General features: G+C 45.3%; 17 protein-coding genes. 16 read left to right on the top strand and 1 reads right to left on the bottom strand.

Annotated elements, in window-relative coordinates:
• The first annotated feature begins 6 nt into the window (after nucleotides 1-6).
• The gene (locus NLX82_RS21480; protein WP_254349031.1) at nucleotides 7-1,422 is read left to right on the top strand and encodes a glycoside hydrolase family 32 protein; all 1,416 of its coding nucleotides are present in this window, start codon (nucleotides 7-9) and stop codon (nucleotides 1,420-1,422) included.
• A gap of 75 nt (nucleotides 1,423-1,497) precedes the next feature.
• On the opposite strand, the gene NLX82_RS21475 is transcribed toward NLX82_RS21480, so the two are convergent.
• Entirely contained in the window at nucleotides 1,498-2,685 is a 1,188-nt protein-coding gene (locus NLX82_RS21475) for a macrolide family glycosyltransferase (RefSeq protein ID WP_254349030.1), read from the bottom strand.
• Between the two features lie 199 nt (nucleotides 2,686-2,884).
• Here NLX82_RS21475 and NLX82_RS21470 point away from each other — a divergent pair, with 199 nt between their 5' ends.
• From NLX82_RS21470 to NLX82_RS21400, 15 genes are all read left to right on the top strand, one after another.
• Nucleotides 2,885-3,079, top strand: a complete 195-nt coding sequence (locus NLX82_RS21470; RefSeq protein ID WP_023990429.1) for an H-type small acid-soluble spore protein — start codon at nucleotides 2,885-2,887, stop codon at nucleotides 3,077-3,079.
• Between the two features lie 19 nt (nucleotides 3,080-3,098).
• A complete protein-coding gene (locus NLX82_RS21465; protein ID WP_007432293.1) occupies nucleotides 3,099-3,269 on the top strand; it encodes a hypothetical protein in 171 nt (56 codons plus the stop codon).
• Nucleotides 3,270-3,516: 247 nt separating this feature from the next.
• A complete protein-coding gene (locus tag NLX82_RS21460; protein WP_023990426.1) occupies nucleotides 3,517-4,242 on the top strand; it encodes a FadR/GntR family transcriptional regulator in 726 nt (241 codons plus the stop codon).
• A gap of 47 nt (nucleotides 4,243-4,289) precedes the next feature.
• Nucleotides 4,290-5,474, top strand: a complete 1,185-nt coding sequence (locus NLX82_RS21455) for a M20 metallopeptidase family protein (protein WP_076295685.1) — start codon at nucleotides 4,290-4,292, stop codon at nucleotides 5,472-5,474.
• Nucleotides 5,475-5,543: 69 nt separating this feature from the next.
• Nucleotides 5,544-7,091 carry an ABC transporter substrate-binding protein gene (locus NLX82_RS21450; protein WP_028541762.1) on the top strand — a complete coding sequence of 516 codons (1,548 nt, stop codon included), beginning with the start codon at nucleotides 5,544-5,546 and terminating at the stop codon, nucleotides 7,089-7,091.
• Nucleotides 7,092-7,176: 85 nt separating this feature from the next.
• Entirely contained in the window at nucleotides 7,177-8,094 is a 918-nt protein-coding gene (locus NLX82_RS21445; protein ID WP_023990423.1) for an ABC transporter permease, read from the top strand.
• Nucleotides 8,095-8,111: 17 nt separating this feature from the next.
• Nucleotides 8,112-9,044, top strand: coding sequence for an ABC transporter permease (locus NLX82_RS21440; protein ID WP_023990422.1), 933 nt, complete (start codon nucleotides 8,112-8,114; stop codon nucleotides 9,042-9,044).
• Between the two features lie 23 nt (nucleotides 9,045-9,067).
• Nucleotides 9,068-10,045 (top strand): ABC transporter ATP-binding protein, encoded by a 978-nt coding sequence (locus NLX82_RS21435; protein WP_075154797.1) that lies wholly within the window; start codon nucleotides 9,068-9,070, stop codon nucleotides 10,043-10,045.
• Entirely contained in the window at nucleotides 10,042-11,046 is a 1,005-nt protein-coding gene (locus NLX82_RS21430) for an ABC transporter ATP-binding protein (protein ID WP_028541764.1), read from the top strand. Before NLX82_RS21435 ends, NLX82_RS21430 begins: the two co-directional genes overlap by 4 nt.
• A gap of 45 nt (nucleotides 11,047-11,091) precedes the next feature.
• Nucleotides 11,092-13,116: a S9 family peptidase gene (locus tag NLX82_RS21425; protein ID WP_254349029.1), complete on the top strand. Its 2,025-nt coding sequence runs from the start codon at nucleotides 11,092-11,094 to the stop codon at nucleotides 13,114-13,116.
• Complete coding sequence (locus tag NLX82_RS21420; RefSeq protein WP_028541766.1) at nucleotides 13,109-13,576, top strand: hypothetical protein; 468 nt, start codon at nucleotides 13,109-13,111, stop codon at nucleotides 13,574-13,576. The genes NLX82_RS21425 and NLX82_RS21420 overlap by 8 nt, the downstream gene beginning before the upstream one ends.
• 186 nt (nucleotides 13,577-13,762) lie before the next feature.
• Nucleotides 13,763-15,001, top strand: coding sequence for a sensor histidine kinase (locus NLX82_RS21415; protein ID WP_254349028.1), 1,239 nt, complete (start codon nucleotides 13,763-13,765; stop codon nucleotides 14,999-15,001).
• A complete protein-coding gene (locus NLX82_RS21410) occupies nucleotides 14,998-15,648 on the top strand; it encodes a response regulator (protein WP_023990417.1) in 651 nt (216 codons plus the stop codon). Before NLX82_RS21415 ends, NLX82_RS21410 begins: the two co-directional genes overlap by 4 nt.
• Before the next feature lie 201 nt (nucleotides 15,649-15,849).
• On the top strand, nucleotides 15,850-17,241 hold the full coding sequence (locus NLX82_RS21405; protein ID WP_028541768.1) for an efflux RND transporter periplasmic adaptor subunit: 1,392 nt from the start codon (nucleotides 15,850-15,852) through the stop codon (nucleotides 17,239-17,241).
• Nucleotides 17,238-20,348: an efflux RND transporter permease subunit gene (locus NLX82_RS21400; RefSeq protein ID WP_023990415.1), complete on the top strand. Its 3,111-nt coding sequence runs from the start codon at nucleotides 17,238-17,240 to the stop codon at nucleotides 20,346-20,348. The genes NLX82_RS21405 and NLX82_RS21400 overlap by 4 nt, the downstream gene beginning before the upstream one ends.
• Nucleotides 20,349-20,478 lie beyond the last annotated feature (130 nt).

Genomic DNA, 20,478 nt, shown 5'->3' with positions numbered 1-20,478 from the left:
AAGCATATGCTTCGGCCGGATTATCGGCTGAACTACCACTTAATGGCTGAATTCGGCTGGATGAACGATCCGAACGGCTTCATTCAATATCACGGGCAGTATCACTTGTTCTATCAACATTACCCGTATAAATCAGTATGGGGACCGATGCACTGGGGACATGCAGTCAGCCGCGATCTTATGAAGTGGGATTATCTGCCGATCGCTTTGGCACCGGACGGTGAGTTCGACCAGGATGGCTGCTTCTCCGGCAGTGCGATTGAGCAGGACGGGAAGCTTGTCCTGATGTATACCGGACATGTTGTAACCGGGCCTGACAAAGATCAGGATTACAAGCAGTCGCAGGGAATCGCAGTATCAGAAGACGGAGTAACGTTCGAAAAGTGGGAGGGCAACCCGGTCATCGGTTATGACGCCATACCGGACACGATCAGCCGTAAAGACTTCCGTGACCCTAAGGTGTTCAGACACGAAGGTCAATATTACGCCGTTCTCGGTTCTAATGATGCGAAAGGGAACGGACTTGTACTGCTTTACCGTTCTGAAGACCTGAAAAGCTGGACGTATGTCAATGTACTAGCCGTGAGTGACGGACGCTTCGGCGATAATTGGGAGTGCCCGGATCTGTTCCCGCTCGGTGGTCGGCACGTATTTATGCTGTCCCCGCAGCGCATGCCTGCGCAGGGGGAGGCTTACCGCAATCTGCATTCCACCATGTACGGTATAGGTGATTTCAATTCCGCTGCCGGAACATTTACGGCAGAGCGGTATGCTCAGGTGGATCACGGATTCGATTTCTATGCTCCACAGTCAACCTTGGATGATAAAGGGCGGCGTATCGTTATCGGATGGATGGATATGTGGGAGTCGGAGATGCCGACTCAGGAGGGGCACCATTGGGCTGGTGCGATGAGTCTTCCGCGGGAAGTGGTTATCGACGGCGCCAGGCTGCTGTTCCGTCCGCTTGAAGAGGTAAAGAATTACCGATCCAATCTGTTCGAGCAGCGGAATATCTTACTGACAGGTGAGCAGATTATGGACACGCGCGGAGATAGCTACGAACTGAAGGTCGTATTTGAGTTTGAGGCCAGTAACACCGATGAATTCGGTTTGAAACTGCGGGTGGGTAGTGAAGAGGAGACTGTACTGTCGTACCGTCCCGATGACGGTCTGTTCCGTTTCAACCGAGAACGTGCCGGTATAGGCCCGGGCGGGGAGAGAAGAGTGCCTGTGGGCTTACACGAGGGCCGTCTGGAGCTTCGGGTTTTTGTCGATAAAAGCTCGGTGGAAATATTCATCGGCGATGGTGAATACGTCCTCACGGGAAGAGTGTATCCGGGAGTGGAATCTACGGGCATTCGAGCGTTCGCGAGCGGAAAGTGTACGATTGCTTCGTTTCAGAAGTGGGATATATCCACATAGGAAATGCATGACAAACAGGAACCCGACCATTGATGGTCAGGGCTCCTGTTTTTTGTAGAATTGTAATCGTGTGATTTACACAAGCTTATTTTGAAGATAGGCATCAATTTTTGCGAGGGCTTCTTCTGTACCGCCAGATTGCTGGAAGCTATCATTTATTTTTTGTACGCCCTCTTTATACGCCGCGTTCGACATTACCTCATCTACGGCATCTCTTAACGATTGGACATTGATTTGGTCTTTGGTTATTCGATAGCCAGCCTGAAGTTCTGTTAACCGCTGCGCGACCATGGGCTGATCCTTGTCCTGAGGCAGTACAACCAAGGGTACATTAAAGTGAATCCCTTCATTCACACTGTTCATTCCACCATGAGTAATAAATACATCTGAATGACGTAGTACCTCCAATTGGGGAACATAGGGCGAGATGATAAAGTGCTCTGGGGCTGGATTGATTTTCGTAAAGTCAGCTTTCTCGCCAGCTGCAATCACGACGATACCTTCAAAATCGGAAAAAGCTTCAATACAGGTGTTGAAAAAGTCCTCAACATGATCCAAAACCGTTCCCATCGAAATATACAGAACTTTTTTATCTTGTAGTGCGTCCAAAGGAAATGAATTTTCCCCTTTGCGTTCTGGGAAGCTGGGACCAATAAAGAGATTCTCTTCACCAAAGCTGTCAGCGTCTGGTTGGAAATATCGACTGGTATATACAACATTCAAAGCCCCTGTATTGCTCATAAATTGAACCATATTTTTGGGAGCAACACCGAACCTTTCTTTCATGAGCTGCAGTGAGGTCGTGGCCTGTTCATCAAGTTGAAACGGCTCATTTCTATTAGAGCGAAAGAGATTGGTAGCCATCCGATTCTGCGAAATCAGAAAAGATGGGGAGGAAGCAATACCAGGGATTTTCAAATAGTCTCTAACTAACTCGCCAGCTCCGAATCTATCATAGAATACAAAGTCAAAATCAATGCTTTCAGACAGCTGCTGGGTAATGGCTAAGATGTCCATTGAAGTCTGGATATGGATATTCATAAATGCGTTCAGTCCTGCCGAAGTATTGGTATTAATGGAAGCAGTCCTGACCAGATCAGAATGCAGGTGAACCTTCGCTCCAACGGCTTCGAGTCTGTCCTTGTATTTCTCAGTTGTAATGTAATGTACTTGGTCCCCTCGTGCTGCAAAGGCTTGCGTCATCCCGATCGTAGGGTTTACATGTCCTTCTGCCGGAAAGTTAACCATTAATATGTTTAACATTCATCATTACTCCTTTTCTCTACAATTAAGATCGCAGTTTTCACTGAATCTCTCAATCCATAATAACAATAATATTTATTTTTTCAAATGATATCCTTTCATGATCATGAAAAACATGTTGGCATGAAATGTGTATAACAAATATTTACCTCGTGCATAGTAAGGGGGAACTCTACTTAGCAAGGGAGGTTTTTTCTAAGTGAATGTTCAAAGAGCGCAAGAAATAGCGTCCTCTTCCATAATGGCGAATGTGTTGTGTGATGGGTTACCCATTTATATTCAGCATGTGAACGAGCAGAGTGAGACGGCACGCATTTATGCGCTGAACCATCCAGAAGAGGAACGGGAAGTACCTTTGTACACGTTAACGGAAAGAGATCAGGTACTGGAATAAGAAAGGAGCGATATGAAAAATGAAACCAAATCAACAGAAAGTAGTCGAGGCAGACCGTTTGAATTTTCGTGACCAGACGGATGATGTGGTTAGAGAAGTGCCGGCCACGACGGATGCCAGCGAAGCAGTTGCAGCAATGACCTCACATATCAATAAATACGATGTACCGGATGAGTTGGAGGAGAAATAGAGAATGACCGAGCGCGCACAGGATAACCTGTTGCGTGCTTTTTATATGATGCATAAGGATAACCAAAGATTTAGCAGCTCTGTAAGGGGCTGCTTCTTTTTATTGTTTCGAAAGCATCATAAATATTTTTAAAAAAAGTATTGCATATAGGTTTACTAGGTATTATGATAACAACAGATTTATATTTTTTTGTTTTTTACAATGGTATAAGGTTTAGACCTTAAAGATTTATGATCGGAGTGTTCATATGTTAATCCAAACTCCTCTGCGCTTTGAAAAAGTATCAGCTAAAAAAGTGAGTGATTTTATTAGAGAGCAGTTGGAAGAGGCTATTATTTTAAAGGAATTGCTTAGCGAGGAGCAACTACCGACAGAACGGGAACTCGCAGAAATATTTAATGCCAGTAGAATTACAGTTCGTGAGGCGTTATCTCAATTGGAATCCAAGGGACTCATTGAAAAGAGAGTAGGTGCCAAGGGAGGGACCTTTGTTCTTCCAGTGACAGCAAACTCTCATAAACGTACCCGGGAAGAAATTGCAAAAGATTGGGAGCACATGCTGAAGGTCTTTGAATATCGGATGATTGTGGAGCCAGAGGGTGCTTTTTTAGCGGCTGCGCGGATCACCACGGATGAACTGGACCTGCTTCAGCATTACCTGGAACAGAGCATTGAAGCGGACTGTACCCGAGAATGGTTTCGGGCCTTGGATGTTAAATTCCATCTGGCCATTGCCAAAGCATCCGGTAATCCATTTTGTGAAGATGCGGTTAGGCAGATTCGTACCAAGATTAACCCGGCACTTGATCTCATGCCCTATGATGATCAGATTCGGACGGTGAATTACGACGTCCATACAGAAATTTTGAGTGCACTTCGGGCACGAGATGCTGAGAAGTCGCGGGAAATGATGAAGCATCATATCGGACATTCCGCAGATGCCATTTATGCAAGAGTAGTTGCAAAAGGCTAACGATATCATACAGAAAAGAATACGATTCGAGTGGGGAGGGTGAAAACATGAACATACACGAGCTTTTGGCTTTATCTAGACCACTTCAAGAGCAATTGATCACATGGCGAAGGGATTTTCATCGCCATCCTGAAACGGGTTATGAAGAGATTCGAACATCGGGCATTGTAGCCGAGCACTTGCGTAGTCTCGGGTTGGAGGTGACAACCCAGGTAGGGAAAACCGGGGTTGTGGCTCTGTTACGGGGAAAAAGCCCAGGGCCTACCATCGGTCTAAGGGCAGATATGGATGCATTACCGATTCAGGATCAAAAAACGGTTCCCTATCGTTCGGAGATCCCAGGTAAGGCCCATTTATGTGGGCATGATGCCCATACAGCCATACTGATGGGAACTGCACAGTTACTTGCTCATTTGGAGCGACCTGAAAGAGGAAATATCAAATTTGTCTTTCAGCCGGCTGAAGAAGGTTTGGCAGGGGCCAAGGCTATGATCGATGACGGTGTATTGGAGAATCCAAAAGTGGATGCGATGGCAGGACTACATATGTTCCCGGGTCTGAAGACAGGAACACTGGGGGTCAGCAAAGGGGTCGCTTTTGCATCGGCAGATAGCTTAACCATTAAGATTCTAGGCAAAGGCGGTCATGCTGCCCGTCCACATGAGGGAATAGACGCCATTGCCGTGTCCGCGCAGGTTATTTCTGCCCTGCAAAACATTCCAAGTCGTATGGTTGATCCCCTTGAAACCATGGTCATTACGATTGGCAAAATTAGTGGCGGGTATATGGGAGCGGCCATTGCACCGGAAGTAGAGATGATCGGTACCGTGCGTACCCTATCTGCGGAACTGCGTAACCGGATGCCTGAGCTGATCGAACAGGTGGTCCGTGGGGTGTGTGAGTCGTTCGGGGCTGGATATGAGCTGAGTTATCAGCAGGGCTACCCGGTTGTGCAGAACGACCCGGATATGGTCGATCTGATGACGGAAACGAGTGAGCAATTGTTTGGCTCCAAGGAGTGGGACTACATCAAACCGTCAACAGGCGGGGAGGATTTCGCTTTTTATTGTGAGCAGGTACCCGGCGTGTTTTTCCGGCTGGGATGTGGGAGAGGTGATGAAGATACTAGCTATCCATTACATCATCCCAGATTTGATTTAGATGAAATGGTACTGCCTTATGGGGTAGCCATGATGTCGGCCATCGCGCTGAATTTTTTGAAGACAACATAAAATTGGGATTAAGACGCTCAAATGCAGCTGTGTGGCAATATACAACCTTAATGGAGTGGAGTGGACAAGATGAATAGACATAAGTGGTTTAGAGGCGGGATTACGTTACTGATTGCTGCGATGATCCTGGCAGGCTGCGGTACCCAATCCACAGGCGATAGTAAAGACAGCGCAACATCGACCGACAGTAAAGTACTGACAATTGCTAATGCTACGGATATTGAAAGTTTTGATCCACATAACAATAACAATACGGCGAGTGAAGCTGTTCTGGTTAACGTATTTGACTACTTATTGAAAAATGATAGTCAGCAAAAGAAAGTACCTGGACTCGCTACTTCCTGGGAAAAGGTAGATGATACCACTTGGCGTTTTCATCTGCGCGAAGGGGTAACCTTCCATAACGGTGATCCATTCACAGCCGAAGATGTGAAGTACACGATAGAAAGAGTAGCAAAGGATAACACACTCAAACAAAATTCCTACTTTAAAAATATCAAAGAAGTGAAAGTGGTAGATGAACATACGGCAGACATCATCACCGATGGACCTGATCCGTTGCTGTTGAATCGTTTATCCAAAATGGGAGCTGGCATCTTACCTTCCAAGTATATTGAGAAAAATGGGATAGAGGCATTCCTTAAGAATCCGATAGGTACGGGCCCTTATAAATTTAGCCAATGGATCAAGGATGACCGGGTGGTACTCGTTAAAAACGATAAGTATTACGAAGGTCAGCCCAAATGGGATCAAGTTGTCTTCCGCTCCATTCCAGAAGCCTCTACGCGTGTATCTGAACTGCTCGCAGGCTCGATTGACATTGCATCTGGTATCCCTTCCACGGATATAGAACGTGTTCAAGGCGAAGAGGGTAAAAAAATCGTTAAGGCTCCGATCCAGCGTGTGCTGCAATTGATTTTACGTCAAAGTCAGGGCAGTGTTACGGCTGACTCCAAAGTGAGAGAAGCGATAGATCTCGCGATTGATAAAAAAGGAATCGTAGACAGCATCGCAGGCGGTGCTGGGATTGTAACCCGTACTTCCGTTACACCAGGCAACTTTGGTGCCGATCCTTCCTTATATGAGAAAACATTATATGATCCGGCTAAAGCTAAGGAACTGCTGAAGCAAGCCGGTTATGCTGGCGCAGGCCCGACATTGACCCTTTCAGTATCCTCAATATACAAAGAGTATGCCGAGGTCGTAGCCGCCATGTTAAATAAAGAAGGATTCAACATTAAATTGGACGTGCTGGAGCCAAGTGCTTTCAGTGAGCGTTACAGTTCCAAATCTTTCAAAGAAATGTTTATGATCGGCATTGGTAATTCTCTATTTGATGCTTCCAACAACTATAATCGCTATCTGGTAGAAGAGGCAAAAGGCGAAACGGATTATAACAATCCGAAGGTAGAGAAGCTGCTGCAGCATGCGCTGACGAATTTGGATACAGCCTCGCGTGAAAAAGAGTATCAGCAAGTGCAACAGATTTTGGCTGAAGATCGTCCAGCCGTATATTTGTTCCAAATGGAAGGGATTTATGGCACCGGTAACGGTGTGAACTTCCAACCGAGAAGCGATGAAATGTTCTATGCAGAGGATATTACACCTGCTAAATAAAGAAGAGAAATGAACGGGCGGGGACCTCAATGAAGGTTCCTGCCCGTCCTTTTAAAAAAAGCCTGCTGGTTACGGAGGTGACAGATTGAAAACGTATATCGCTAAATCACTGCTTCAGGTTATTCCTGTACTGTTGATTGTCTCCCTTATTGTATTCATCCTGGTGAGGGTAACCGGGGACCCTGTGGCCCTTATGCTGCCGGAGACCGCTACAGCTGAGGATCGTGCAGTGTTAACGCAGGCGCTGGGGCTAGATCAGCCCTTATATACGCAATACATTAAATTTATTGGCAGTGCCTTACAAGGAGATTTTGGTACCTCGTTTCGCTATGGTGAATCGGCTTTGCCGTTAGTATTGGAACGGCTGCCTGCCAGTTTTGAATTGGCAGTAGCCGCCATGATTTTTGCGGTCATCATTGCTGTGCCGTTGGGCGTCATCTCAGCAGTCAAACGGAATACCTTTACCGATTTAATCATTTCCAGTTTATCCGTAGTCGGCAAGGCCATGCCTAACTTTTGGATGGGGATTATGCTCATCTTATTATTTTCCGTCATGTTAGGGATGCTTCCGGTGTCCGGCCGGGGCGGGATGGATCATTTAATACTCCCCGCCTTTACACTGGGTGTCGGCCTTTCTGCACAGATGACCCGACTCATTCGCTCCAGTATGCTGGACATTTTGAATCAGGACTATATTCGAACAGCCCGAAGTAAAGGGATTCTAGAAATCGTGGTTATCGGAAAACACGCTTTCCGTAATGGATTGATTCCGGTCGTTACGATTATGAGCTTGCAATTTACGAGCTTGATCGGCGGTACACTGATTACAGAGACGGTATTTGCATGGCCGGGTTTGGGACAGTTACTTGTCGTCGCTGTGAATACGCACGACATGGCTATCGTTCAGGCTGCTGTATTTGTGATTGCCTTTATTGTGGTGGTCAGCAATATTTTAACCGATGTCGTTTACCGACTGCTTGATCCAAGGATTAAATACAACTAGAGAGGGGAGGGGGAAGCGTGGCAGGCATTCATGATGTACAAGCCCTTGGTCCAGATCTAAACCTGGATGGCAAAAAGCAGACACAACCGTCCGGTATCGGACGCATATGGAAGCAACTGTTACGAAGTAAAACCGGAACAGTCGGCGCAGTAATCTTACTGCTCGTTAGTTTAACGGCATTATGTGCCCCTATGCTGGCCAGTCACAATCCTGCGGAAATTGACCCGCTTAACCGTCTGAAGCCGCCTATGTGGCTGGATGGTGGATTGCCGAAACATTGGCTTGGTACAGATAACCTAGGACGAGATATGTGGAGTCGTATCGTATATGGAGCGAGAGTTTCGCTTATCGTCGGTATTGGTGCAGTTCTGGTCTCAGGCACCATTGGCGCAATCCTCGGCCTCCTCGCCGGGTTTTATGGTAAATGGGTGGATGCCACCATAATGAGAGTTGCCGACGCCTTTTTGGCTATTCCGGCTATTCTGCTGATGCTGGTTGTCTTGGCCGTGGTAGGGCCTGGCATGACTACGCTCATTTTCGTCATTGGGGTTACAAATTGGGTTTCTTATACGAGAGTTGTCCGGGGCGAGGTATTGAGTATCAAGGAACGAGACTTTGTTAAAGCAGCCAAGGCGATTGGCTCTAAAAATAGTAGGATTTTGTTGAAGCACATTTTACCGAATGTCCTGTCTTCGTTTATCGTCATTTCCGGTATGAATGTAGCAACGACGATTATTATGGAAGCTTCTCTTAGTTTTCTCGGGTTAGGGATTACACCGCCGGCAGTGTCTTGGGGTGGCATGCTGAGCGATGGGAGACAGTATATAGCCACGAGCTGGTGGGTGGCAACGTTTCCCGGTCTGGCGATTACCATCACAGTCCTGGGCGTCATTTTTCTCGGTGACTGGCTTCGCGACGTGTTAGATCCCCATATGAAAGCGAAAGAATAACAGAAAGCGGGGGATCGGAAAAGATGACCACGAGATTGCTTGAAGTGAATCATTTGAAAACCTACTTTAAAACGGAGGATGGCATCGTTCCTTCAGTCAACGGTGTCAGCTTGACTGTGAATCCAGGCGAAACAGTAGCTATTGTTGGAGAGTCCGGTTCCGGTAAAAGTGTAACCTCCTTGTCTATTATGGGTTTAGTGGCAGCACCAGGTAAAGTCGTGGGCGGGGAGATTCTGCTTGAAGGACGAGACTTGCTCCAATTGTCCAAGGGAGAAATGCGCAAATATCGGGGAAACGAGGTATCCATGATTTTTCAGGAGCCAATGAGTTCGTTGAATCCTGTATTTACGATTGGCAACCAAATCAGTGAGGTCATCCGGCAGCATCAGAAGCTGAGCAAATCCGAAGCACGGCAGAAAAGTATAGAGATGCTGGAAAGGGTAGGTATACCTGGCGCGTCGAAAGTGGTAGGTTATTTCCCACATCAGTTGTCGGGAGGAATGCGTCAGCGGGTGATGATCGCAATGGCCTTGGCCTGCCAGCCAAAACTGCTCATCGCTGATGAGCCGACGACGGCTCTGGATGTAACGATACAGGCTCAAATTTTGAATTTAATCCACAAGCTGAGCAAGGAAGAGAATACAGGCATCATTCTTATTACCCACGATTTAGGTGTCGTCGCGGAAATGGCTGACCGGGTAGTCGTGATGTATGCCGGGGAAGTAGTCGAGGAAGCGGACGTATTTGAATTGTTCGAAAAGCCGGGCCATCCCTATACGATCGGACTGCTAGGATCACTCCCTAAGCTTACGGAACAGAGAGAATGGCTGGATTCCATTCCCGGTACCGTTCCTAATATGATGCAGATGCCAAGTGGTTGTCCATTTCATCCCCGCTGTCCTTATGCCCAGGAACAGTGCACAAGGATTCATCCTGAAATACAGGCTAAGAATCCAGGACACTATGTCAGATGTTTACGGATGGAGGAGGTGTCAGTATGAACGAGACAACACAGAAAACACCGCTTCTCGAAGTGAATGGGCTCAAGAAATATTTTCCGATGAACAAGGGCTGGTTTTCCAGAAAGAGCGGTTATGTACGGGCGGTTGATGATTTGAGCTTTAAGGTGATGCCAGGAGAAACCTTAGGTATTGTAGGGGAATCAGGGTGTGGCAAATCAACAACAGGACAAATGATTACACAACTATTAGAACCCACGGCAGGCGAAATTCGTTTTCAAGGGCAAAGCCTGTCTGATTTAACAGACGAAGAAGTCCGCAAAGTCAGACGAGATTTGCAATTTGTATTTCAAGACCCGTATTCCTCTTTAAATCCAAGAATGAAGGTTTTTGATATCGTCGCGGAACCGCTGCAGGTACACGGGATTGCTAGAGGCAAGGAGCTTAAAGCTGAAGTTTTTCGACTGTTGGAAACGGTAGGGTTAGGCGCGCATTTAGCGGATCGGCATCCCCATGAATTCAGTGGCGGGCAGCGTCAACGGATTGGCATAGCGAGAGCACTGGCTATGAAACCGAAGCTCATTGTTTGTGATGAACCTGTATCCGCGCTGGATGTGTCAATTCAGGCTCAGATTTTGAATTTGTTAAAGGAGCTTCAGCAGCAGTTCCAGCTTACCTACATTTTTATTGCCCACGGGTTGCCCTCCGTCAAGCATATTAGCGACCGCATCGCGGTGATGTACTTGGGCAAAATCGTGGAGCTTGCAGATCGTGACGAGTTGTTTGCAAGACCGCAACATCCGTATACAAAAGCATTGCTTGAGGCAGTGCCTGTTCCTGATCCGAGGCTGCGTAAAGAACGGATCACATTGACGGGGGAAATCCCCAATCCTGCCAATCCGCCTTCGGGCTGTACTTTTCACACGCGTTGCCCCTATGCACAAGAGATATGCCGACTACAGAGTCCATTGCTCGAAGAGCATACTCCAGGACATATTGCTGCCTGTCATTTTCCCCTGCATGAGCAGGTGGCTCACGAATAGATGAACTTTTGGAAGTAGGCGTTAACCAAAAAAAGGAGGCTACTCATGAATAAACGATCAATTGTACCGGAGGATTTGTACGGATATCAGTGGATCAGTGATCCCACAATAAGCCCCGATGGAACGATTGCCTACGTCAATAAAAGCATAGATCGCCCAAAGAATGACTACCAAACACACATCCGTGTCGCATCCCTTCTTGGGAACGACGATCAGCCGTTGACCGGTGGCCACAAGGATTCGGCTCCAGCTTGGTCACCCGATGGATTACAGCTAGCTTTTTTACGTCTGGCGAATGGAAGCAAACAGCTATGGACGGTTCCGGCTGAAGGTGGAGAGGGACAGCAGCAGACGGAGGTGAAGCGGGGAGTGGGTGCATTCGTCTGGTCACCGGACGGAAAGTATATTGTATTCACAAGTATGGTGAGTATACACGCTGAGCGGGAAGCCATGGGGCTTGAGGAATATAGCAAGCAATCCGGTGAGCGGGGACGTATCGTGGATCGCACCACTCCCAAAGCTGAAGGATCGGGCTGGTGGAATGGTCTATTTAGTCATTTATATGTATTGGAGCTTGAAAACGGCCGGATCACGCCAATAACGTCGGGACCTTGGAATGCATCTTACCCTGTATGGTCCACGGACAGCAAGCAGATTTCCTTCTTGTCCAAACGTGTAGACGACGACATGAAGGATGCAGACATGCTTTCGTTTTCGGATGTGTATACGATCGATTGCGACGGCGGTAATCTGGTGAAAGTTACGGATTCCAGCTTGGCGATTAGCCAATTTTCGTATGCCCCAGACGGAAAATCATTGACTCTGATCGCTAGTGATCGCATTTATGGAAGTGGTAGCCAGAATCGACTATACACCGTGCCTGTTACGGGGGGAGCCCCGGAACTATTGGTTCCTGAATTAGACATGCAAATCGGCAACTTCGCCTTAAGCGATATGAAATCATTTGGTCCGTCTCCATCTCCGTTATATGCTCCTGCACGATTGAAGCCAGAAATGTATGTGCTCGGGACGTTGCAGGGTGCTGTTCATATATACCGCATCACAATGGACGGGGATGTTCAAGCGGTGACTGGCGGAAGTGATAGAGATATCTATCAGTACACGCTATCTGATGACGGCCGCTATTTGGTTTTTGCTGCACTTGATGTGGACCGGCCAGGCGAGCTGTATCAAATGAATCTGGAGACAGGGGAAGAGAAGCGACTTACGCACCATAACGACGATCATATGGCTTCCTTGCAAGTGAGTTCACCAGAGACGTTTTGGTTTGAGGCTTCGGATGGCTTCAAGGTACAAGGATGGATTTTCAAACCGGCCGGAATGGTACCGGGGGATCAGGTTCCTTTGATCTTACAAATTCACGGCGGACCCCATGCGATGTATACCGGCACGTATAGCCATGAAATGCAGACGCTCCTTGCGCAGGGATATGCCGTGCTCATGACCAATCCGCGCGGTAGCTTTGGTTATGGTCAGGATTTTGCTCAGGCCTGCCGGGGGGACTTTGGGGGAGGAGATTATCGTGATCTGCTGGACGCCTTGGACTTTGCGCTGAACCAGTTTGATTGTATAGATGAAACCAGGCTCGGGGTGGCTGGCGGCAGTTATGGCGGCCTGATGACCAACTGGATCATTTCTCACACGAACCGATTTCGAGCTGCCGTTACGCAACGCTGCATCTCCAACTGGCTCTCCTTCTATGGCTTGAGCGATATTGGTATTTCCTACACAGAGGGAATCGTTGGGGCTAACCCGTGGGAAGATCCTGAGCTACTCTGGTTCAAATCCCCATTGGCACATGTAAATAGCATTGAAACTCCGTTGCTGATTTTACACGGCGAGGAAGACCTGCGCTGTCCTGTTAGCCAAGGGGATGAGTTGTTTACGGCTCTTAAGCGGTTGGGTAAAATAACACGCCTCATTCGATATCCCGGGTCCAATCATTCATTGCTAAAGAGCGGTAAACCGTCCCTTCGTGTGGATAACTTTGAACAAGTGGTGGCTTGGTTCAATTCCTACTTGAGTAAAGGAGTATACTCCAATGAGTAAAGTGAAATTGTCCATCCCAGTGGCCTTTCTGATCGAGAACTTATGTACGAGTGGTGAACCAAAAGACGTCATCATTGAATGTATCAAAAAACAGGATTTCACTCCTTTGCTCGACAAGGTTAAAGAAAAAACAATGGATTTCAAAGAACGTTGTCAAACGGCAGAAGACATAGGAGACGAGTGGGAAGAAGCGATCCTTAGTGGTTATGAATTTAAGTTTTTACACATCAATGGATTGAAAAGGCTGCTTTATTTTCGTTTGGATCGAGCCCTAGATCGCGATTATGAGCAAGATGGGATCACGTTGAAAAATCTGTATCTTGATCCTATCGAAATTGATACTTTACAAGGGCTCATCGGCAGACAGTGGCAGGTGATTGCTGAAGACAATGAAGCTGCAGGTAACGTGCAGAGGAGAGTCAGCATTAAGCTTTTATACCGAAATGAAGATGATTCTTAAAAAGCAAATAGTATTTAATGCCCAAACGTACAAATGATATTGCCCATGTGTACGTTTTTTTCTTTTTGTTTTTTTGTAAAATAATATATAAATGATTTCTGTTCAAACTAAATGGACCAGGCGCTCTCATAGCGGCGTTGTCTCTAATAAGTTGAAAAGCCGAATTCAGAATTGTAGGAGGGAATTATGATTGATGTATTCAATGAACAGATTCAAAATCTAGATCCAGAAATAAGTGAAAGTGAAGGTGAATTTGAGAAGAAAGATATTTCAAAAGTGTTAACTATAATATGGATTTTTATAATTTATAGTGAGTCTGTCATTCTTCAACATTTGTCCAGCGGTCTAAATCTGCCGCAAAGTGTCTTATTCACTGTAATCATCATATTGCACATCCTCTTGTACTTGCATGCTCAAAGAGTTGCAAAATATTTTTCATGGGCTTATTTTGTTGTGCAAGGGGGATTGATCTTTTCAAGTGCATTTCTTCTACCTGAAAGTTTCTCCATTGTACTGGTTGGGTTAATGCCAGTTTTGGTGGGTCAGAGTATAGGCATTTATTACAAGCCGCTTAAGGTTATTCTTGTATTTTTGATCTCCTATGTACTTTTTTGTGTGGCTGTGGTCTGGCATAATGATGGCAAGCAATTTGTGTTGTTCATCCCGCTATTTTTTCTAATTGCAGTTGTTATAGTAGCTTATGCCGTTCTTTTTCTCAAACAAGTCCAAGCACGAATCCGAACGCAAAACGTTCTTAAAGAACTTGAAATTGCACATCAAAAGGTCGAAGAACTTACAATTGCTAACGAACGACAACGTATGGCCCGTGATCTTCATGATACGCTGGCTCAAGGGCTTGCTGGGCTAATCATGCAACTTGAAGCCATTGATGCCCATCTGACAAAAGGAAGTACGCAAAGAGCTCAGGAGATCGTCCAACAATCGATGTCACAAGTGCGAAGAACATTGTCTGATTCAAGGCGAGCTATAGACAATCTGCGTTCGAAAACCATCTCGGAAGTTGATTTTGCAGAAGCAGTGGAGGAAGAAATACAGCGATTTACGATGGCTACGAGCATTCGTGTAATACGCAACATCAAAATTAAAGCTTCAGTTCCCAGACTGGTGTTCGAACATGGATTGTTTATTATAAGCGAGTGTTTAACCAACGTAGCGAAGCATTCACATGCTAATACCGTATGGATTAATATTTTAGATAACGAAGGCAAGATTGAAATCGAGATTCGCGATGATGGAAAAGGATTTGATACGGATATTATTGCCAAGCAAACAGGGCATTACGGAATAATAGGTATACATGAACGTGTACGGATACTGGGTGGAAAAATCAATATTAGCAGTATATTTCAAGAAGGTACAGCTATAAAAATAGAGGCGCCTCTTACTAAAGGAGACCTATCATGAAATACAAGATTTTAATTGTCGACGATCATTGGGTAGTTAGAGAAGGATTAAAGCTGGTGCTGGAGACCAATGACAGTTATGAGGTTATTGGTGAAGCCGGAGAAGGTGTAACGGCTCTTAAATTGATTGAAGAACTTCAGCCGCATGTCATATTGTTGGATTTATATATGCCACAAATGAGTGGTTTGGAAACCATGAAAGCCCTCAGAGAAAAACAAAATGAAACACCAGTCATTATCCTGACGACCTATAACGAAGATGATTTAATGATTAAGGGGCTCTCTTTGGGAGCAAAAGGATATTTATTAAAAGATACCAGTCGAGAAAATTTATTTCGCACTATTGAGTCTGCGCTAAGGGGGGAAACGCTGCTTCAGCCAGAGATAACAGCAAGGGTATTCGCTGCCACGAATAAGAGAGAAGCTGAGATAGAGTCACACGAAAGAAACTTAGTTCTGACTGATAAGGAAAAGCACATATTAAAGTCTGTTGCACATGGTTATAAAAGTAAGGAAATTGCGTTTGATATGGGAATTTCCGAGCGTACCGTAAAGGCACATTTAACGAATATTTATAACAAGCTTGGTGTTGATTCCAGATCCGAAGCTGTTGCTGTTTCGTTGGAACGTGGTATTTTACAGCTTTAGAAATAATAACTGAAAATATGTTATTTATTTGCCCAGTCGTACATAAGGTGCTTGCCCCTTTGTACGATTTTTTTGTTTGTTCATTGTTATAACATGAAAAAAGGATGAAAAAGTTTACTTGACCCACGGGTTGCTGATAGCACCTTTAGAAGAGAGAATCAGAGAGGATGACATTAGTTGAAGAGAAAAGGAATCAGAATAATGATTGCAGGGGTTGTATTAGCTATAGTAGCTTCTGGTTGCTCCAGTGCAACGGAGAACTCTGTAACACAAGCCAGTCACCCGGTAAAAGTGGAGAAACTTGCAATGAAACCTTTGGCCAATGATTTTAATTTGGCGGGGACATTGCAGGCAAGTAATGAGGCCAATGTTTCCTTTGAAGCGGATGGACGTATATTGAACACCATGGTCGAGGTTGGAGATTCAGTAGAAAAAGGGAGTGTCCTTGCGAAGTTAGATACATCTGCTTATCAGTTACAGCTGGATCGGGCAAAGGCAACCATGGAAAAGGCAAAGGCTGGTGTTAGCCAAGCGGAGGCTTCTGTTCAATCGGCACAGGCGGGCATTCATAGTTCACAATCCCAGGTCAATGCGGCCCAATCCAAATTGCAGGAATTGAACAATGGCGCCAAAAAGCAGGAGATTGCACAGTCTCAAAATGCGGTTACTGTAGCAACTAATAATTACAACAAGAAGAAAGCGGATGCCGCACGGTCCCAAAGTCTATTCCAGGCAGGTGCAGTATCCTTAACGGAAAATGAGAATGCACAGCTGGAATTAACGAACGCACAAGAAAGTTTAAGTGATGCGCAAGAGAAATTGTCTCTTTTGCTTGCAGGGGCATCCCAAGAACAACGTGCACAAGCTTCGGCTGGGGTAGATCAGGCTAGAGCAGGGCTGGAGTCAGCTAGGGCTACTAGGCAACAAGGGATAGCCAGCAAAGCCCAGGCGCAGGCTACCTATGAGGATGCACTGGCTGCTTATGAACAGTCATCCTTGTCACTGAAAAAAGCTACTTTAACCTCCCCGATCACAGGTGTTGTGATTGAAAAAAAGATATCTGATGGTCAACTGGGCTCCAGCGGGAGTGAGGCATTTGTTGTCGGGAATATCAAGACTTTAAAAGTACTCCTCCCCGTACCGGACAGTGAAATCTTATCTTGGAAGAAAAACCAAAAAGTAAATATGTCTCTCTATGATGAAATTAGAACAGGGACTGTTACCCAGATCTATCCATCGACTAACTCCAAAACGGGAAGCATCAATGTGGAAGTTAGCATTCCCAATCCTGAACTGAATTGGAAGCCTGGTCAAGTCATTAGTGCTTCTAAAAGCATGAATCAAAACGAAGCGCTTTTAGTACCCGTAGAGGCTGTAATTAGTACGGAAAATGACCCGTATGTCTTTAAAGTTGTGAATGGAAAGGCCGTAAAAGCCGCGATTAAACTGGGGAAAGTGACTAATAATCTACTCGAAGTGGTCTCTGGGCTACAGGCAGGCGATCAAATCGTTACGCAAGGAGCAGGAACCTTATTTAATGGTGATTTAATTGGGAATGATGTACTTGGGAAATCGGAGGAGTCGTCCGAATGATTAAATATATCGTTAAAAAGCAGAAAATCACACTTATTTTCTTTGGCATGTGTATTTTGCTAGGGATTTACAATTTTGCATCGTTACCTAAACAGGAGATGCCCGACGTTATTCCTATGTCAGCCAGTGTCACAACTGTGTATCCAGGGGCCTCACCTGAAAGAATCGAACAAACCATTACGAAGATATTGGAACAGAAAATTAAAGAAGTGGAGGGTGTCAAAACTATTTCTTCCACTTCATCTAAGGGCCAATCTAGTATAAGTATAGAAGCTTTGGATGAGGCAAATCCGACAAAAGTGTGGGCCGATCTTCGTACAAAGGTACAGGATGCGCAGTCTGAACTTCCGGACGATGCGATGCAGCCCATTATCAATGATAGTATGGCAGGCTCCTTCATCGGGTCATACGCAATCACTTCTGATAAAGTTGAAAATTTATATGCGTTAAATGAATTGATGAATAAATGGAAAGATCAATTAAAAACGGTCTCAGGAATTTCAAAAGTTAATATTCAAGGAATTCCAGAACAAGAAGTACGGATAAGCCTGAACACTCAAAAAATGCAGCAATATGACATCTCCTGGGAACAGGTCGTTCAAGCCATTAAAAATGAAAACGATAGAGTGCCTACAGGAAGTCTGGATTTCAATCAGCGTACGTATCAGTTGACAGTAGATGCTTCAACTGATCCCAATGTTTTAAATAATGTTCAGATTTCAAGCAACGAAGAAGGGTTCCCTATATCCTTGAAGGATATAGGTTCAGCCTCGCTTGTTTTAAAAAAAACGGGGAGTTATACGTATGTGAATACCAAGCCTGCTATTTCAATCAGTTTGAGTGGAGATAAAGGCACAGACGTACCAACGGTATCCAAAGCGGCAACAGCCAAAATCAACGAACTTGCGAGTAGTTTACCTAAGGATGTACATTTTGAACTACTTTTCGCTCAAAATGACCGTGTAAGTGAAATATTTGGTAATCTCTCCAAAGAGATGATGATTGCTATTGCATCGGTTATTGTGATTTGTACATTAGGTTTGAACTTGCTGACCTCTGCATTTGTGGCCTTGGCTATCCCTGTTTCTATTGCCATCGGTTTTATTGTCTTGCCGATGACAGGAACGACGCTGAATCAAATTTCAGTCATCGGATTAATCATCGTACTGGGGATACTGGTTGATGATGCCGTTGTGGTAAACGACAACATTGAACGCCGACGCTCTGAATTTGGGGAAGATGCTACGGAGGCGGCAATTAAAGGAACGAAAGAAGTATCCTTATCGATCATTACAGCCACGCTGGCTACGGTTGCAGCATTTGCCCCGCTTTTATTTCTACCGGGCAATATGGGAGACTTTATTAAACCGATCCCTACCGTTATTTCGTTAACGATGCTGGCCTCCATGATTATGTCGCTTACGATCATTCCTATTTTCCGTCAATGGTACGATAACCGTCATAAAGGTAAAGAACGTAGCAAACCGACCAAGCCTCCAGGGCTTCTTGGCAATCAAATTCAGTCCCTCTCTAATGTATACGCTAAAAACTGGATGCCGAGAATACTGCGTCGACCACTTTTCACTGCGCTTATTGGTCTTATGATTGGTACGGCAGCTTATGGACTGCTTGCTATTGTGCCCATTCAATTATTTCCTGAATCGGACCAACCGGATGCCACAATCAACGTAACGATGCCAGAAGGAACGTCGTTGCAGGCAACCAATCAGGTTATAACCGAGATTGAGAACTGGGTTAAAAAGCAGCCAGAAACCGAACATTTGGCAGCAACGGCAGGTGGTGGAGCACCTCAAATGTACAGCGATATAGTAGCTGGTAGTGGCTCCGTGGGAGCGGTACACGGACAACTTACTGTTGTTGGTAAAGAGGGAGTCTTTGATATCAAAAAAACAGTGGACAGCTGGACAAGTACGCTGCAAGCCAAATATCCAGCAGCATTAATAAGTATACGTGTTCCTCAATTAGGCATCCCAGTCGGTAGTGCAGTATCTGTCCGTATTAAAGGAGAAGACCTTGGAAAGTTGCAAACGATGACCACAAAAATAAAAGAAATTGTTGCGGGAACTTCTGGAGCTGTAGATGTGACCGATAATATGGGGATGCAAAGCTATAATTTGAATTTTCAAGTCAACCAGCAGGCCTTGGATAAATATCAGGTCAACTATTCCAACTTAACCCGCACTTTGTTGCTAATGGGTGACGGAGTGAAGGTCACGGATTTTGACACGGGTAAGGAACTGCTGGATATCAATATGTACATGGATAAACCTAACCATGATCCTGAGGTGTTATTCCAACAGCTAAGTGTCACTAATGCGGGAGGAGAGCAGATCCCGTTATCCCAGTTAGCAACGATGAAACCGGACTTTTCCATTCAGCAAATCCACCGCTATGATTTGGAACGGACGGTAACGATCTCCGCCAATGCAAAAGGGCGTACGGCTACGGAGCTCACCCAGGACATCCGTAGCAAGCTTACAAGTACACATTTCGATTCGGGGTACACTTGGGAAATGGACGGGGAAACATCTACGCAGACCGATTTGTTTAAGGATTTAGGCAAATTAGCCGTTATCGTTGTTTTTCTCATTCTGCTCTTGATCACCATGCAGTTTTACTCGGTTTCCACACCGATCATTATAATGACGACTGTGTACCTGGCAGCAGCAGGAGGAGTGCTTGGTAGCTTTATTACAGGTATGCCAATTGGTTTTATGAGTATTATGGGTATCATTTCACTTGCCGGTATCGTCGTGCGCAATGGTATTGTATTGATCGAGTTTATTGAAGATGCGCGGCGTGAAGGCGCAGAATTAACAGAAGCCATCTTAATGGCATGCTCTGCCCGTTTCCGTCCGATCTTGCTCACCTCGCTAACTGCGATCGTCGGAATGATACCGATTGCTACGATGGGAGAAATTCTATTCAAGCCATTGGCAGCGACCATTATATTCGGACTGATTTTTTCAACCATTTTAACGTTGTTTGTAGTTCCGACTCTTTATATGGTCGTAGCTCATCTGAAGCTGAAACGGAAGCATAAGAAGGAAAAGGCTATAAATAGCGATAGCTCAATGACCTTGTAAGTAAATATAGAAAAGAATATACTTCATTATCTCCTTATTATTATGAAATCGTACATTAGACGAGTGTCTTAATGTACGATTTTTCTTTTGTGATTATTATTTCATTGACATAGTCCACAAAAATCATTAC

Origin of the sequence: Paenibacillus sp. A3M_27_13 (assembly GCF_024213315.1) — a bacterium.
In the GTDB taxonomy this organism is placed as follows: domain Bacteria; phylum Bacillota; class Bacilli; order Paenibacillales; family Paenibacillaceae; genus Paenibacillus; species Paenibacillus polymyxa_B.
This window is presented reverse-complemented; position numbering and strand designations above follow the sequence as displayed.

Excerpts from the sequence above, each read along its gene's own strand:
- NLX82_RS21480 (WP_254349031.1), top strand. The coding sequence starts at position 7 with ATGCTTCGGCCGGATTATCGGCTGAACTACCACTTAATGGCTGAATTC.
- NLX82_RS21475 (WP_254349030.1), bottom strand. The coding sequence starts at position 2,685 with ATGTTAAACATATTAATGGTTAACTTTCCGGCAGAAGGACATGTAAAC.
- NLX82_RS21465 (WP_007432293.1), top strand. The coding sequence starts at position 3,099 with ATGAAACCAAATCAACAGAAAGTAGTCGAGGCAGACCGTTTGAATTTT.
- NLX82_RS21460 (WP_023990426.1), top strand. The coding sequence starts at position 3,517 with ATGTTAATCCAAACTCCTCTGCGCTTTGAAAAAGTATCAGCTAAAAAA.
- NLX82_RS21455 (WP_076295685.1), top strand. The coding sequence starts at position 4,290 with ATGAACATACACGAGCTTTTGGCTTTATCTAGACCACTTCAAGAGCAA.
- NLX82_RS21450 (WP_028541762.1), top strand. The coding sequence starts at position 5,544 with ATGAATAGACATAAGTGGTTTAGAGGCGGGATTACGTTACTGATTGCT.
- NLX82_RS21435 (WP_075154797.1), top strand. The coding sequence starts at position 9,068 with ATGACCACGAGATTGCTTGAAGTGAATCATTTGAAAACCTACTTTAAA.
- NLX82_RS21430 (WP_028541764.1), top strand. The coding sequence starts at position 10,042 with ATGAACGAGACAACACAGAAAACACCGCTTCTCGAAGTGAATGGGCTC.
- NLX82_RS21425 (WP_254349029.1), top strand. The coding sequence starts at position 11,092 with ATGAATAAACGATCAATTGTACCGGAGGATTTGTACGGATATCAGTGG.
- NLX82_RS21420 (WP_028541766.1), top strand. The coding sequence starts at position 13,109 with ATGAGTAAAGTGAAATTGTCCATCCCAGTGGCCTTTCTGATCGAGAAC.
- NLX82_RS21415 (WP_254349028.1), top strand. The coding sequence starts at position 13,763 with ATGATTGATGTATTCAATGAACAGATTCAAAATCTAGATCCAGAAATA.
- NLX82_RS21410 (WP_023990417.1), top strand. The coding sequence starts at position 14,998 with ATGAAATACAAGATTTTAATTGTCGACGATCATTGGGTAGTTAGAGAA.
- NLX82_RS21405 (WP_028541768.1), top strand. The coding sequence starts at position 15,850 with ATGATTGCAGGGGTTGTATTAGCTATAGTAGCTTCTGGTTGCTCCAGT.
- NLX82_RS21400 (WP_023990415.1), top strand. The coding sequence starts at position 17,238 with ATGATTAAATATATCGTTAAAAAGCAGAAAATCACACTTATTTTCTTT.